We start from the raw sequence: 14323 nt of genomic DNA on the forward strand, positions 1-14323 counted from the left end.
ACAACAAAAACTTGGCAGGAGATGATGACTTATGTTCATCAATTGGGTAAGAACGAACAAGTATGCAGGTATTGCGCTTCTGATCATTCGGCTGTATTTGGGCTTTCAATGGTTCATTCACGGCTGGGATAAACTCCGCGACGGCTTCGACGCCAAAGGCTTTCTCACCAACGCCGTGACGAAGCCTGTCCTGGATAAAGCGACGAACGAACTTGTCTATCCGACCTTCACGAAATTCGTCGAGCATTTCGCTGTGCCGAACGTGAAGCTGATTAACCTCATGATTCCACTCGGCGAGTTCCTCGTCGGACTTGGCCTGATCTTGGGCGCTTTGACAACCGCCGCCGCCTTCTTCGGACTGCTGATGAACTTCATGTTCATGTTCGCCGGCACCGTAAGCACGAATCCTTGGTTCATTCTCGTGGGCTTCGTTCTCTTCATCGGTGGCGCGAACACCGGCCGGTTCGGCGCCGACTACTACTTGCTGCCGCTGATCCGCAATTGGGTCTTCCGCAAGAAAGACCCCGCCGCTCAGAAAACGGGGCCAGGCGCAGGCGCAGGCGCGGCGCATCTCCACTAGGCAAATTTAAAAGAACGCCCAGCGAGTTGACTCGCTAGGCGTTCTTTTTTGTATTGGCATAACCGCTGGCTGCCGCGGAGAGGAAGGCCCCTTATTGTCAGGTTAAGAAGTTAGCGGAATGTCAGTGCGCTATTGGGGAGAATTGCTCCATTTCAGGATAATTGGGGAGCATAGATGCCTTATTCGAGCCTCAAACCCCGAATTTACCGTGCAATACCGATCCTGGATGCAACTCTGCCAAACGCAGACGAGATGGCTTACAGAAGCTTAACCTGACAACATTGAGGAGGTAAGGTCCCCTGCTGTCAGCTCAAGCGCACAAGAGGCCTCCTGAACTTGGCAACGTTGATCGAACTCACCGTCCCCACCTGTCACCGCTTGTTAAATGAACTGGAATTTCTCCCGTATATTTTCGCATGTTGGCGTAAATCAGGATGTTCAACTGGAATTCTTCCAGTCCATTTGCCCGTTTTGGCGGCACCTCCCTCGAAACGGCTGAATGAGCTGGAGGTTTTCCAGTTCAGTCAGCACAGAAGCCGATTTTAACCAAAATGAACGGGCAGTTTTCCATTTCATGAACTAACAAATTCGATGAGCGTAACAAGTTGAAAACAGTACCGCTGCTGCAAAGGTACGTGCAGGAATCACGGTTTTTCGGCAAATAAGCTCACTGGCGGCCTTTAGCGACAGTAACGCGCCGTTACCATCCTACGGAGTAGCCGCTCCATACCCACGGTGCTGACAAAGCCGACAGCGAGCCTACACCTTCGGAATTTGCAGCGTCACCGTCGTTCCGACGCCGGCTTCCGACTGCACCGAGAACCGGGCACCGATACTCTTGGCCCGCTCCTCCATCGCGAACAAGCCGACGCCTTTCCCTGCTGTCGCACGATCATAGCCCTTGCCTTTATCCTCGATGCGCACGTTCACGCCATCCGCCTCGTCCAGCACGAACACGCCGGCTTCCGACACATCGGCATACTTGGCGATATTGGTCAAGGCTTCCTGGATGACCCGGTAGATCACTGTTTCTTCCAGCGCACCGAGCCGCCTCCGGAGGGTACCAGTCAGCTTCACATGGATGCCGTAATACTCCGTGTAATTCTCAATATACGTGCGAATCGCAGGCAGCACGCCGAGATCGTCCAGCACGGACGGCCGGATCTGCCAGGCCAAGCTCCGCACCTCTTCGATGACGCCCGAGGTCATCTCCCTCAGCCGCACAATCTCCTCGCTGCCGTCCTCTCCAATCAGGCGGTCCATCTGAATCAGCAGCGAGAACAGGCTTTGGCCGATGCCGTCATGCAGCTCGCGCGAGAACTTTCGCCGCTCCTCCTCCTGAATCTGCAGCACCTGAGACATCATAAGCTGCAGCTCTTCTTCCACCTTTTTGAGCCGCGTCACTTCGTTCCGAATCGCCAAATATTGATAGGGCTTCCCTGCTTCATTCACAAAAGGAACGATCGTCGTATCCACCCAGTAATAGGAGCCGTCTTTGGCTCTATTCCTGATTTCGCCGTGCCAGACTTGGCCGGATGCGATGGTGTTCCACAGCTGCGCCATGAAATCTTTGCCATGATAGCCGGAATTGATAATCCGGTGGTCCCGCCCCAGCAGCTCCTCGCGCGAATACTGAGAAATGGAACAAAACTTGTCGTTCACATATACGATTCGCCCTTTATCATCGGTCACCGCCAGGATGGACGATTCGTCCAGCGCGAACTTCACGTTCGACAACTGCTTCAAGGTCAGTTCCAAGCTCTGCCGGTACTCGGGGTCGGTCACATGTTCGCCGATGCGGGCGATCAGCCCCTCCACATGCTGCCCGATCACTTCCGGGTAGGCACGGCGGTCGTCTTTACTCAAAGGTCAGCCACCCCTTCTGGGCTGCATATTTGACAAGCTCCGGCCGCGTTTTCAGCCCGAGCTTCTCCATCGCATTGCTTTTGTGCGTTTCGACGGTCTTGACGGAGATAATCAACTGTTCAGCAATCTCTTTATTGGAAAACCCTTTGGCGAGCAGCGCGATGACTTCCTTCTCCCGCTCGGAGAGCGTCTCGTACGTGCCCGCCGGCTCACCGTTCTTCAACCGTTCCATATATTCATGCATCAACCGTTTGGTCGCTGTCGGGTATAAATAAGCTTGTCCGTTGGAGACGGAGCGAATCGCAAGCAGCAGCTCCTCATGAGGCGCGCTCTTGAGCACGTATCCCGAGGCCCCGGCATGAATCGCCTGAAACAAATACTCGTCGTCATCATGCATCGTGAGCACCAGCACCTCTACCTCCGGCATCAGCCGCTTCAGCTCCGCCGTTGCCGCCAGTCCATCCATACCCGGCATATTCAAATCCATCAGCACCACATCGGGCTTCAGCGTCAACGCAGCTTGAATGCCTTCTTCCCCGTTCGTCGCTTCGCCGATCACCTCATTGCCATGCTTGCCGCTGAGCAGGCTCATCAAGCCTGAACGAACGACGGCGTGATCGTCTACCACCACAATTTTAGGCATCGCCATCCTCCTTCTACAACCATCGATCAATGGTGTTGCTACGCAAAAAAATGAATTCCGCGAATGGAACTCATTTCGATATGCGCTGCTGATTTACCTTTAAAATGGAGGCCAATTCAGGCAAAATTGCCTCGATCCTCGCAACATCGTTCGGCGTATAACTGTCCGCCTGCCTTCTCCCCACATAGACCAGACCGAGCGGCTGAGCCGACCCACCCGGATCAGGGATGGGGAACACCGCTGCTGCAAGCAGCTGCTCCGCCAACATCAACGGGCACCGCAGCTGCTGACCTCCCACGAAAGCGCCGCTCTCTTCCAGCTTCGCCCATTTGCCGTGGCGCAGCACTTCACCGGCCAAGCCTTGGCCCGCTTTTACAACCATGTGCGTATAGCGTTCATTGCGATGGCCCGCCGCCATCCTCCACTGAATGCGAGACTGCCCACCCGTTATCGGCGCCAAGGCGGCGAAATCGCTCGCAGCGGCACGCTGCACGCTTTGCAGCACTTCCATAAGCGTTGATGTCTGATGCTCTGACATACCGATAGCCACCTCCACTTGCTTGGCGCCAGAGTGAAACTTGTTTTACTGCTATTGTAAACGGGTCGCCTCCGTTTGTCTGTCAGGGAATTCCCTGATTTTTCACTCAGGTTAGAGGCACCGCCACTTCTCGGGGATGAGAGAGAATCAGGATTTTCCCCCACCATAATCAGTGAATCTCCCGATAACCGAAAACCGTTAAACACGCTACAATAAACATATCAAGTAGGTAACGAGGAGCTGGTACGGATGATCAAGCAATACCCCACCACCACACAAGGAATTCGGCAATTTTTTTCCGAGGAAAATTTTCATAGATTAGAAGGCATCATGTACAGCAAGCAAGCGAAAAAAGGGGATTACCTCTTCCGTGAAGGGGATCCCGCCGAGCGTCTGTATTATATCGTAAAAGGGAGCGTCCGCATCACCAAGCTGTCGGATACCGGCAAGAGCTTCGTCCTTTATCTGCATCAAACGGGCGACCTTTTCGGCCAGATGGACCCGTTCCAGGATTCGGTGCAAAGCTTCAGCGCGGAAGTGACGGAAGATACGGCGATCGGCGTGATTCAGCGCAAGGATCTCGAAATTCTCCTGTGGCAGCACGGTGATCTGGCTGTAGAATTTATGAAATGGATGGGCCTTATGCACCGCATGACGGAATCCAAGTTCCGCGATCTGATGATGTACGGCAAGCCCGGCGCGCTCTGCTCCCTGCTGATCCGGCTTAGCAATTCGTACGGCGTTCCGAAAGAGCACCATACGCTGATCACCTATAAGCTGAACAATACGGAGATGGCGGAAATGATCGGAACGACACGGGAAGGCGTCAACCGCATGCTGCATGAAATGAAAAAAGAAGACGCCATCGACTTCCGCGACGGTCACATTATGATTAAGGACGCTAATTATTTGCGCGACATTTGCCACTGCGAGAATTGCCCCAAAGAAATCTGCCGCATGTAGCTCCGGAATACGTCCACCGCGGCTGTACATACGGCCCTTCTGCCCCAGTGGGAGAAGGGCCGTTTTTGCGTCGTTGCGGGCAGTTCCTGCGAATCTTGTTCGCCCTTGCTCCCTTAGTCCCGCCGTGCTCCGCTAAGCGTTACGCCTGCCGACCGTCTCTCCTCTTCAACAGACGATCGGCAATCGGAAACAGCATCTCCCCTTCGGAGGTCAAATGCTCGGTCAGTACACTGCAAGCCACATCCAGCAGCGAAATCGCCTTGATCATCCGCACTCGATCCAGCTCCTCCTCAGCGCCCGCCTGCTCCAGAAAAGCGTGCAGCATTCTCCCCGCCTGCTTATGATCTTCTTCAATGATCCATCCCGCCATCGTGAATCCAGGCTCCATGTCGCTATGCGCAAGCCCGGCAAAGAACGGGAAGGCTTCCTGCTCTTCCCAAGCTTCGTGCGCCTCCAACTCTGCCATGAAATCGCTCGCCTCCTGACGAAGCGACTGAAAGACGTCTTCAGCGTCCACCTCAGTCCCGCTCAGCGTCACCAACAGATGACTCATGCGCTCAAGCAGGTGCTGCAGACGCTGCTGCAGCCTGCTATGCTCCTCTTTTAAGCGCTCTACGATACGTACCAATTCCTCGGCATGCGCGTGTTCTAGCGGATAGAAATTCCCCATCTTGCTCTCCTCCTTCTTGCTCCTGTCTACAGCTATGAGAAAAAATAATCGAGATCCGTCAGTACCTGCTCCGTGATCGGGAACACTAACTGTTCCTCCATCGTCAAGTGGTCCTTCAAAATCAGGCAGGCTTGAACCAGGTTGGCGACAGCTTCCTCCAGAAGCGGCTTTGCAAAAGGCGAGATCGCCTTCGTCGCCGTCTCTCGGAACGATTGCAGGAACAGCAGCGCCAACTGGTAATCTTTTTCCAGCACCCAAAACGAGGGGACTATCGACGGCACGGCATGCCGATGATGATAAGCGAGAAGAAACGGGAACAGCTCTCGTTCCTCCCACATGGCGTGTCGCTCCAGTTCCTCTTCCAAGACCGACGCCTGCTCTAACAGCTCGCGGAGCGCCGTAACGCCGCTGGCCGCCGTATTCAGCTGCTTGGCTTCCTTGGCCTTCGCTTCCAGCGTTTTCAGATGCAGACGCAACCATTCATGTTCCACCCTCAAGCGATCCGTCGCAAAAACAAGCTCGGCCGGATTAGCCGAAGCTAATCCTAGTGGGCCTCCCGTATTGCTTAACGTTGTCATACGAATCCTCTCCCTTCCATAATTGCTACCGGGCCCCCTTAGGCAACCCTCGTCCGCCCGACAATCGGGCTGCGCTGCCAGGCGTTACCATGTCACGAACCCTTTCGACCCTGCGCCTGGGTTCATGATCATATCCATGAGAGGAATCGTATACGCAATCAGAATCAAGATGGCCGACAAGCTGATCCAGACGCCCCAGCGTTCCAGATAAGCCGGCGTCGCCTCCGCATTCTCCATCGTTTCGCCGATCGGATATGCGGTCTCGCCCTTCGGCGCCATCAGCAGCGCCGCCACGTTATACACCATGAGCAGCACACCGATAAACAGCACCGTGCCGCCGACCGCCATGAAGACGTAATACGGCATCCAGCTCAGCGCATCGGGATTCGACTCATAGGTCGTATACGCCGTTCTGCGCGGCGCGCCGAACAAGCCAACCAGATGCATCGCGCCGGACATCAGGAACATCCCCACGCACCAGAGAATGGTCTGCACGATGCCGAGCTTGTTCATTTTCGGCGTCAGCACGCGGCCCGTCACGGTCGGAATGAGCCAGTAGGTAATGCCGAAGAACGTCAGCGCCACGCTGGTCGCCACCGTCAGGTGGAAATGCCCCGTTACCCAGAGTGTATTGTGCACCACGGCGTTCATTTGATTACTGGCATTAATTAATCCGCCCGCTCCGGCGGGAATGAAAATCAGCATCCCCATGAAAGGAGCGAAGAAACGCACGTCTTTCCAGGGGAGCATGCTGAACCAGCCAAACAAGCCTTTCGCTCCCCGTTCCCGGCCGTACAGTTCAAACGTCGCGAAGAGGGAGAACGCCGTCATCAGCGAAGGCACGACGACCATGAACGTCAGAACGACCTGAAGGTACTTCCAGAACGGGCTGATGCCCGGCTCCATCAACTGGTGGTGAAACCCGACCGGAATCGAGAACAGCAGCAGCAGGATAAATGCGAGGCGCGCGAGTGCGTCGCTGTAGATTTTGCCTCCGATAATTTTCGGAATGATGACGTACCAGCACATATACGCAGGCATCAGCCAGAAATACACCAGCGGATGGCCGAAATACCAGAACAGGGTGCGGCTTAGCATGACGTTAATCGTCTCCACCCAACCGAACGACCAGGGAATGAGCTGAATCAATACTTCGGCGGCCACGCCCAGTGTCGCGATCTGCCACATCAGGAACGTGATGACGCCCATGAAGGCGAATAGCGGGGAGATTTTGCCGGTATGCGTCTTTTTCCAGAACTTCAGCTGATAGAACAGCCCCCAGCCGCTCACCCAACTGCCGACCACGAGCAGCGCCAGCCCAATATAGAAATACGGAGACGCCTTCATCGGCGCATAAAAGGTATACAGCACGCTCGCCTTGCCGGTCAGCACCATCGCCACACCCAGCGCGGTTCCGGCGGTCATGAGGGCGAAGCCCAACCAGCCTGCACGGCTAACGACCGGCAGAAGTTTACCCCCCAGGGTATGCGAGACGCCGGAGTAGATAAAGCCGATAATGAAAAACGTCGTAAACACGATCGCCATCAATACGCCGTGTGCGGTGAGCAGCTCATAGTACCCCATACCGTATGGCAGCTTGATCGAACCGCTTTTCACCATCGTTTGCAGCAATCCTGCAATGCCGCCGATCAGCAGCGCCGCGAATGCGACAATCAGATACGCGATCACGAGCTTGGCGTCCCTCGGATCAAAGGGATGATGCTCCAGCTCGCCCTGCTGCGCAGCCGCTTGTAAAGACAAATTCCTATTCATATCCGTGTCCTCCTCTTTCCTCTGATGAACGTTACTTGACGATCAGCGTCGTTTTCATAAATTCATGGGCACCGCCGCAGTATTCGTTGCAGAGAATCAAGTAGGTCCCCGGCTGCGTAAAGGTGTGGCTCACATGGCTGACTTCTCCCGGCACGATCATCATATTGACGTTCGTCCCCGGAATCTCGAAGCCGTGCACTACGTCCTGACTGGTCACCATAAAATCAACCGTCGACCCCACCGGCACTTCCATCGCATCCGGCGCATAGCCGAACGTAAACGCCGTCATGACGGCCTCGAAGCGCTTCTCCCCGGTTTGATGAATCCCCGGCTGATCGAACGGCGCCGTCTCCTTCACCTTGGCGGGATCGATCTGATGATGATGCTCGCTCGGCGGCTTCACCCCCATAGCGAATGCCGAAACGCCCAGCACCGCCAGAAAAACAAACAGCATCGCAATGCCGATGGTCAACCAAATTTTCTCAAGTTTATGAATGTGCATCCTGCAACCCCCTTTTCATGCTTCCCCCAACTACTGCCGATGCAGAAATAGAAAAAATACCGCCAGCCAGCTCGACACGAGGACCGCCATCATGATCAGCACTGCCGCAAACGTCCCCCTCAGCGCCTGTTCCGTATGGTCCTGACGGGTATCGCTCGGCTTCTCTATGTTCTTCTCTGTGATCTTCTCTGTGATCTTCATTGCAGCTTCGCCTCCAACGTCCTTGTTCACTGTCTTACTCCCATTATAAAAAGGAGGCCCGCTGCACACTGTGAGGAATATCACAGGCTTCGTGAACATTGTGTCACACGCCTGTTTGACACAGCTGCAGCAGCCGTTCGTAGTCGGCTGGCGTTTTGATGCTTGCGACGGCATCCAGCGCGATGCCGTGCTCCCGCAGGCGGGCCTCCGGCAGCGCCTGCCAGCGGAGACGGCGCAGCAGCGCGGCCGGGTCCGCCTCGCGCGCTTCGAGCAGCGGCTGCAGCTTCTCCACCGCGCGCCGGCGGTAAATGCCGTGCAGCGGATGCGCTGCGCCGCCGATCCGCGGCAGGACCGCGTCGGCGCCGTCCTGCAAGCTGCGCTGCATCAGCACGGCGGCCTCGCCGGAGATGAGCGGCATGTCGCAGCCGACCGCCCAGATCTCGGCGTTCCGCGCGAGCGACAGCGCCGCGTGCAAGCCGCCGATGATGCCGCAGCCGGCGTAGTAGTCGGTAATGACCCGTACGGAGCGATCGAGTACGGGAAGCAGCGGTCTTGGATCGCCCGTCACCACGATCCGTTCCGTGCACACCGCTCGCATCCGTTCAAGCTGGCGAGCGATCAAGGGCTGCCCGTCAAACGGCAGCAGCGCCTTGACCTGCCCGTTCATCCGGCGGCTCTCGCCGCCGGCCAATATGACGCCTGTGAGCATAGCGTCCGCACTTCCTTTCACAGCAGGTATAGTTCCACTGTACCTCGCGCGAAGAAGGCTGTAAGTGAGGAATGTCACAGTTCGGACACGTGAGGCGGCGTGAGAAGTATGGTAGACAGTCCTTTGGCCGAAAACATGCTAATGACCTCCGAAGTCATTCCTCCGACGGCAGCCGCAACGATCACTGTTTACGCCAGGAGGCAAGCAGGCAAGCCATTCGCGCCTTTCAATCACTTCCTGCAAAACCTACAGTTCTTTTGTCTGAACAAGACGAAATTGGCATAACATCCTGCATTTTATACATGAAATTGTGAGGATCCCTCAAATGGAAACCCTTTCAAATGAGGAGTCGCCAATTTTTCCTGTAGCTTTTGCAGGTTATCGTGGGAATTTTGCCGAAATCCCCAAATTGCCTGCACATTTTGCAGGTTCTAGAAGCTTTGGAAGCTCTTCGCCTTGCAGATATGCCGCCGCGCCAAAAAGGCCTTCCCCCAGGAAGACCTCTTCTCTACTATGCACCATGCTGCGTAATGGGAGAGCTATCGGCTACTCCAATCCCGCAAAAGCAAAATAACCGCCGCCGATCAACGCCCCTACGAGCGTGATGATGGCAAACCACTTCGTAATCCGCAGCGTCAGGTTATTGCCCTGCCACCACAGTGATCCGTAAATGACCATCCCTAAAAGCAAAATACTGACAATCGCGATCATCCCGTCCTGCATATGCACGCTTTTCCGTCCCCCTATGTTCAAGCTTCGCTCCGCTCTCTTGAATGTAAAGGATCGTCTGCCTTTTGACCATACCTTTTGACAATTATTTCCCCGGTTCACTCTTCGGCTTCTCCCACGCTAACACATATCTGTAGTAAAACCTCCGCCGCACAGTCCCCCCCCGGCAGCACCTCCCGCGCAGCCTGGCGGATTTCGCGCAGCGATTCCTTGGGTTCAGCGATTCGCACCCCAACATCCTGCATGCCGCCATGCAGCCGGTCCATGAGGCGAATCGGGAGTAAGAACGCGCCCGAGATCGCAAGATCAAGCAGCGTCTTGTCCGCCGCCAAGCCCACCACAAGCAGCTTGCCGCCGGGCGCAAGGAGCTCTCTCATCTGCCTCAGCGCTTCCTTAAGGGGCATATGGTGCAGCGCTGCTACGCAGGTAATAGTGTCGTAGCGCTCCGCCTCCGCCGGAACCGGCAGCTGGAGGAAATCGCCGCTCACCAACGAAGCATTCGGCACGTTGATCAGCCGCTCTCTGGCGCGCGCAATCGCCTGTTCATCGGGATCGATGCCCACGCTCTCCCGGACGAAAGGCGTCAACCGCTGAAGCAGCAAGCCGTCCCCGCAGCCGATGTCCAGCACACGCCCGCCGCGCAGCCGTGCGTCAGCTACCAACTCGTCGTGAAACGCCGTGTTGTGGTTCCAATAAGTCTCCATTGCTCAGCCTCCATATGTCCTAAACAGTCGTCTGTTAAATCAGACGTGCCAGACGCGGAGGCGGTTGAGCATCATCGCCGATCTGTTTGACCAAAGGTTTCTTGCCTGACAGTGACAATCCTCACAGAACGACTCTCCCTGCATTTGATACGATAAGCGTATTACCAAGCCGGAAGGAGCGGATTGCTTTGAAAAAGGAAGTTACCGTCTACTTTAAAATCATCCATCGCGACAAAACCACCCTGCTAAGAGGGATTCTTTACCTGGAGGAAAACCAACTGCCCACCTTGCATGACTATCAACAATGTCTGGAGGATTGCGGGCATCAGGTCGTGTTGGTGGATCCCGAACATATTATTTTCAAGGCATTCAAGCCGGGTGAGGAATACCTGATCCACATCCAGGAGGAGAAAACAGACAGCCTCCGCGATGTCGTCGTCGAGCAGCTCGCCAAAAACATCATGAGAACCCAATATTAATTAGATGGGACTCACGGTTATTTATTGGCTACCCTCTGAGCTGTCAGCATTGAAACGTCGAATGGCTATGCTATCCTCCTAACCTCCGTCAGCATTAGAATCGTCAACGCTTGACCGTAGGTCATGGGACAAAGTTCAATTGCGCGGTACGCCTCCAGCGTCGCTCCCATCCCGGTTCCGTACGATACTTGCTGTACGGTGCCGTCTTCGGAAATTTGAGCGATTACGGCCTGGGCCGCCCTGCGTCCCATATGGAGGTAGCGGGCATCCAGATAGTCGACGACACCGGCTGTATACCAGCAGTTTCCTCGCGCCCAAAGCGCTTCGGCAAAATGGTGGCGCCCCTCGAAGGTCCAGCCATGATACCATAATCCTGTCTTCCGATCCGCCAAATACTTGATGTGTACGAGAAATTGACGGACCGATTCCACCAGATAGTCCTCACGGCCCGTTTCTTCTGCCAGATAGCTTAACGTCAGCATCGGACATAGCGTGTTGACATTTTTCTCCGGCAGCCCCCTGCGAAGGTTATGCTCGTACCACGCTACAAGAAAGTTCAGCACCACAATTGGGTAACCGCATTCTCTCTGATCTGCGAGACGGTCTCGTCAGGGATGTTCCCAACATATACGCCAGTTCAGCCTTTATTGCGGAAAAATCAGCGTGATGGCTGTCCCCCTCCCTTTCTTGCTAAGCACGCGCACCCACTGCCCTGCGCCGTAATGAAGCGAAAGCCGTTTGCTCGTATTGAAAAGTCCCAGATGCTTCCCCTGCAACGAATCAGAGTCGAAGCTCGTGCGGATGTGTGCAAGCTGTTCGCCCGATATGCCCGGTCCGTTATCGATAATGGTCACATGCAGGCTTGCGCCATTCATACGGCATTTGATTTTAACGGCCAGGAGATCCTGTGCGGCGAGGCCGATATGGATGCTATTCTCTACCAGCGGCTGCATGCTAATTTTCACAACACGGCAGTTCTCCATCTCTGTCTCTACATCCCAAACTACCTTTAATCGATCAGAAAACCGAGTTTTCTGCAATTGGACATACCCTCGTACATTCGCGAGCTCATCTTGCAGCGTCACCGCATCATCCGTTCCGCGCAGCGCATATTCCAGCAGATCGCTCAACTGCCCAATCATGACACAGGCGTCGTTCGGTGAATGCGTAAGCTGGAAAGCTTTCCAATAAATCGAGTGCAGCGTATTGGACATAAAATGAGGATTCATCTGTGACTGAAGCGCCTTCAGCTCCAGCAGTTCCATCTTCGCCTGTCGTTCTGAGAGCTGGATTCGCAAATATTTCTGCTCCAGAAACGTATCGAGAATGTTCTTGACGATCAGCTCATACACATCCTGAATTTTATCCGGCATGGCCGGAATGGCATCTTCCTGGAGGTCCGCATGCTCCAGTACATGGACGATTTGCGTAACCTGGCGGTAATTTTTCCTTGTAATCCATAGCGCATACAGCATACTAAGCAACAAAGAGAATACGGATAGGGCCATCGTGATATACACGATCATCCGCGGAAGGCTGTACAGGGCTTTCGTTGGAATCACAGATACGGCAATCCACGCCAAGCGCGAAGATTGCTTCATCGTGACCAAAGCGCCGTCAAGCGAGGAGCGAAGCAATTCCCCATGGGATAACTGCTCGTCAGCCGGCAGCGGGATGCGGCCTCCAAAACTGTCGGAAGTAATCAGCGCAGCGCCGCTTGGGTCTGCGATATACGAATAACTGCCCTGCCACTCGTTAAATAAATTCAATGATTTTGCGAAATAGGAAGGCAGGATATTCATCACAATGAGGCCCCGGGGATGCCCCTTCACATCCGGTTCGCCGAACGGCTGATACACGGTCAGCACCTTCGTAGTGCCGTTAGGATCGGAGCTGGTCACCAGCTCGCGGGGCTGTGTGATGATATATTCAACGCCTTCGAAGGCTTCGGATTGATAAAAGGAGTACCAACTCGTATCCAGCGTCGAATCCAACTGTGCAATGCCATCTCGCGAGCTAAGAAAGCGCCCTTGCGAATTCTCATAATAAATATAGATGGAGTGAATATAGGCCTTGGAATTGGCCGGAACATCAATGACATTGCGCAAATAAAACAGCGCCTCCACTTCTTCAAAGGAAAAGGAAGCCGTATTCAAAATATTCTTCAGCCGAATTCGAATCTTCGGGTCTTTATCGAAGGAGAGACTTAAAGAATCCAGCTCAGTCGGAATAACTTCTGTAAGCTGATTGATCTGATTCAACCGGTTTTCACTATTTTGCTCCATGGAGCCCCGGATGTACCAGACTGTAATGAAGATGGACAAGGAGCCTAATATGGTCAGCGGGATGAGCGTTAAGACGATCACTCTTCGCAAATTTTCAATGAAAAATTTTCGCGCCAGCGCCGCATCGCTTTGTTTGACATATTTAATGTTCGTGCTTGAACTGCCCGGGCGTTTTCCCGTAATACTGCTTAAAAGCGCGTATAAAATTTTTCGCATTGGCATACCCCACCATTTCGCCGACCTCAAGCGCTTTCCAACGATGCTCGCGCAGGAGCTCAGCCGCCTTTTTCATTCGAACCGTGAGCACGTAATCCGAAAACTTCTGCCCGGTAAGCTTACGAAAGTACGAGCTTACATAGCTGGGATTCATATGCACAAACCGTGCCACATCCTCCAGCGTTACGTTACGGTATTCCGCTTCGACATAGTGAAGTATGCGCTGAATCACAGGATGATCCGAGGATTGCGCGTTCACGTCCGTCTGAATTGACACGTTGGTGTCAGGTTTACCGGTTATCCCCTTTTTCTCATCCAATTCTTGCTTAAGGAGCATGAGCACGTCATGCAAGTTTTGAAACTTTGCCGGCTTCACCATGTAGTGCCGTACCCCATAGCTGATGGCTTGCCGTGCCAGCTCAAAATCCCTCAGTCCGCTTAGCAGGATGATCTGTACGGGCAATTTACGCTCATGAATTTCCCGCGACAATTCAATCCCGTTCATGACAGGCATCTTGATATCGCAAAGTATGGCGTCCAGCTCGTGCTGAAGCAGGTATTTAAGCGCTTCCATGCCATTGCTGAACTGTGCCACAATCTCAAACCCGGCCTTCTCCCATGGAAAACAACTGCAAAGCGTGTCCCGAGTCGTCGCTTCATCGTCAACAAAGGCTAACTTGTACATGATCGATCCCCCTCTTATTGATTATATCCTTTCATGAAGAGGAAAAGGAATGCGTCTAGCATTTAGCACAAGGTAAGGGAACAATCTAAAGATATGATACCTAATCCAAAGTAAACGGGCAATGCATCAAGCATCTTCCAAAATGAAACCCCTTTTTATGAAAGCGGATTCATGTTAACTTGAGGTTGGGCCCGAAATTCAC

At 54.1% G+C, this 14323-nt stretch carries 17 protein-coding genes; 3 read left to right on the top strand and 14 right to left on the bottom strand.

The window, feature by feature from the left end:
• The first annotated feature begins 31 nt into the window (after positions 1-31).
• A complete protein-coding gene (locus EJQ19_RS02110) occupies positions 32-580 on the top strand; it encodes a DoxX family protein (RefSeq protein WP_126139562.1) in 549 nt (182 codons plus the stop codon).
• A gap of 759 nt (positions 581-1339) precedes the next feature.
• On the opposite strand, the gene EJQ19_RS02115 is transcribed toward EJQ19_RS02110, so the two are convergent.
• From EJQ19_RS02115 to EJQ19_RS02125, 3 genes are all read right to left on the bottom strand, one after another.
• A complete protein-coding gene (locus EJQ19_RS02115; protein WP_126139563.1) occupies positions 1340-2446 on the bottom strand; it encodes a PAS domain-containing sensor histidine kinase in 1107 nt (368 codons plus the stop codon).
• Entirely contained in the window at positions 2439-3089 is a 651-nt protein-coding gene (locus EJQ19_RS02120) for a response regulator transcription factor (protein WP_126139564.1), read from the bottom strand. The genes EJQ19_RS02115 and EJQ19_RS02120 overlap by 8 nt, the downstream gene beginning before the upstream one ends.
• 70 nt (positions 3090-3159) lie before the next feature.
• Complete coding sequence (locus EJQ19_RS02125) at positions 3160-3627, bottom strand: hypothetical protein (protein WP_126139565.1); 468 nt, start codon at positions 3625-3627, stop codon at positions 3160-3162.
• Between the two features lie 249 nt (positions 3628-3876).
• Here EJQ19_RS02125 and EJQ19_RS02130 point away from each other — a divergent pair, with 249 nt between their 5' ends.
• On the top strand, positions 3877-4590 hold the full coding sequence (locus EJQ19_RS02130; protein WP_126139566.1) for a Crp/Fnr family transcriptional regulator: 714 nt from the start codon (positions 3877-3879) through the stop codon (positions 4588-4590).
• Between the two features lie 139 nt (positions 4591-4729).
• On the opposite strand, the gene EJQ19_RS02135 is transcribed toward EJQ19_RS02130, so the two are convergent.
• The 8 genes from EJQ19_RS02135 to EJQ19_RS02170 all read right to left on the bottom strand — a co-directional run bounded on the left by EJQ19_RS02135 (position 4730) and on the right by EJQ19_RS02170 (position 10456).
• Complete coding sequence (locus tag EJQ19_RS02135; RefSeq protein WP_126139567.1) at positions 4730-5260, bottom strand: hemerythrin domain-containing protein; 531 nt, start codon at positions 5258-5260, stop codon at positions 4730-4732.
• A gap of 32 nt (positions 5261-5292) precedes the next feature.
• Positions 5293-5838: a hemerythrin domain-containing protein gene (locus tag EJQ19_RS02140; protein ID WP_126139568.1), complete on the bottom strand. Its 546-nt coding sequence runs from the start codon at positions 5836-5838 to the stop codon at positions 5293-5295.
• Between the two features lie 84 nt (positions 5839-5922).
• A complete protein-coding gene (locus EJQ19_RS02145) occupies positions 5923-7611 on the bottom strand; it encodes a b(o/a)3-type cytochrome-c oxidase subunit 1 (protein ID WP_126139569.1) in 1689 nt (562 codons plus the stop codon).
• Between the two features lie 31 nt (positions 7612-7642).
• Entirely contained in the window at positions 7643-8113 is a 471-nt protein-coding gene (locus EJQ19_RS02150) for a cytochrome c oxidase subunit II (RefSeq protein WP_126139570.1), read from the bottom strand.
• Positions 8114-8143: 30 nt separating this feature from the next.
• Positions 8144-8314: a cytochrome c oxidase subunit 2A gene (locus EJQ19_RS02155; protein ID WP_241242684.1), complete on the bottom strand. Its 171-nt coding sequence runs from the start codon at positions 8312-8314 to the stop codon at positions 8144-8146.
• A 103-nt stretch (positions 8315-8417) separates the two neighbouring features.
• Positions 8418-9023 (bottom strand): molybdenum cofactor guanylyltransferase, encoded by a 606-nt coding sequence (gene mobA, locus EJQ19_RS33000; protein ID WP_126139571.1) that lies wholly within the window; start codon positions 9021-9023, stop codon positions 8418-8420.
• A 546-nt stretch (positions 9024-9569) separates the two neighbouring features.
• On the bottom strand, positions 9570-9752 hold the full coding sequence (locus EJQ19_RS02165) for a hypothetical protein (RefSeq protein WP_126139572.1): 183 nt from the start codon (positions 9750-9752) through the stop codon (positions 9570-9572).
• Between the two features lie 98 nt (positions 9753-9850).
• Positions 9851-10456: a class I SAM-dependent methyltransferase gene (locus EJQ19_RS02170; protein ID WP_206438351.1), complete on the bottom strand. Its 606-nt coding sequence runs from the start codon at positions 10454-10456 to the stop codon at positions 9851-9853.
• A gap of 188 nt (positions 10457-10644) precedes the next feature.
• Here EJQ19_RS02170 and EJQ19_RS02175 point away from each other — a divergent pair, with 188 nt between their 5' ends.
• Positions 10645-10935, top strand: a complete 291-nt coding sequence (locus EJQ19_RS02175) for a hypothetical protein (protein WP_126139573.1) — start codon at positions 10645-10647, stop codon at positions 10933-10935.
• 65 nt (positions 10936-11000) lie between these two features.
• On the opposite strand, the gene EJQ19_RS02180 is transcribed toward EJQ19_RS02175, so the two are convergent.
• From EJQ19_RS02180 to EJQ19_RS02190, 3 genes are all read right to left on the bottom strand, one after another.
• Positions 11001-11501 carry a glycoside hydrolase family 88 protein gene (locus tag EJQ19_RS02180; RefSeq protein ID WP_206438352.1) on the bottom strand — a complete coding sequence of 167 codons (501 nt, stop codon included), beginning with the start codon at positions 11499-11501 and terminating at the stop codon, positions 11001-11003.
• A 78-nt stretch (positions 11502-11579) separates the two neighbouring features.
• The gene (locus EJQ19_RS02185; RefSeq protein ID WP_164716271.1) at positions 11580-13436 is read right to left on the bottom strand and encodes a sensor histidine kinase; all 1857 of its coding nucleotides are present in this window, start codon (positions 13434-13436) and stop codon (positions 11580-11582) included.
• Positions 13363-14121, bottom strand: coding sequence for a response regulator transcription factor (locus EJQ19_RS02190; RefSeq protein WP_126139575.1), 759 nt, complete (start codon positions 14119-14121; stop codon positions 13363-13365). Before EJQ19_RS02190 ends, EJQ19_RS02185 begins: the two co-directional genes overlap by 74 nt.
• Positions 14122-14323 lie beyond the last annotated feature (202 nt).

The sequence above is a fragment of the Paenibacillus whitsoniae genome, from assembly GCF_003955665.1.
GTDB classification, from domain to species: domain Bacteria; phylum Bacillota; class Bacilli; order Paenibacillales; family NBRC-103111; genus Paenibacillus_E; species Paenibacillus_E whitsoniae.

Coding starts and splice junctions, on each gene's coding strand:
- EJQ19_RS02110 (WP_126139562.1), top strand. CDS start 32: ATGTTCATCAATTGGGTAAGAACGAACAAGTATGCAGGTATTGCGCTT.
- EJQ19_RS02120 (WP_126139564.1), bottom strand. CDS start 3,089: ATGCCTAAAATTGTGGTGGTAGACGATCACGCCGTCGTTCGTTCAGGC.
- EJQ19_RS02125 (WP_126139565.1), bottom strand. CDS start 3,627: ATGTCAGAGCATCAGACATCAACGCTTATGGAAGTGCTGCAAAGCGTG.
- EJQ19_RS02130 (WP_126139566.1), top strand. CDS start 3,877: ATGATCAAGCAATACCCCACCACCACACAAGGAATTCGGCAATTTTTT.
- EJQ19_RS02135 (WP_126139567.1), bottom strand. CDS start 5,260: ATGGGGAATTTCTATCCGCTAGAACACGCGCATGCCGAGGAATTGGTA.
- EJQ19_RS02140 (WP_126139568.1), bottom strand. CDS start 5,838: ATGACAACGTTAAGCAATACGGGAGGCCCACTAGGATTAGCTTCGGCT.
- EJQ19_RS02145 (WP_126139569.1), bottom strand. CDS start 7,611: ATGAATAGGAATTTGTCTTTACAAGCGGCTGCGCAGCAGGGCGAGCTG.
- EJQ19_RS02150 (WP_126139570.1), bottom strand. CDS start 8,113: ATGCACATTCATAAACTTGAGAAAATTTGGTTGACCATCGGCATTGCG.
- EJQ19_RS02155 (WP_241242684.1), bottom strand. CDS start 8,314: ATGAAGATCACAGAGAAGATCACAGAGAAGAACATAGAGAAGCCGAGC.
- mobA (WP_126139571.1), bottom strand. CDS start 9,023: ATGCTCACAGGCGTCATATTGGCCGGCGGCGAGAGCCGCCGGATGAAC.
- EJQ19_RS02170 (WP_206438351.1), bottom strand. CDS start 10,456: ATGGAGACTTATTGGAACCACAACACGGCGTTTCACGACGAGTTGGTA.
- EJQ19_RS02185 (WP_164716271.1), bottom strand. CDS start 13,436: ATGCGAAAAATTTTATACGCGCTTTTAAGCAGTATTACGGGAAAACGC.
- EJQ19_RS02190 (WP_126139575.1), bottom strand. CDS start 14,121: ATGTACAAGTTAGCCTTTGTTGACGATGAAGCGACGACTCGGGACACG.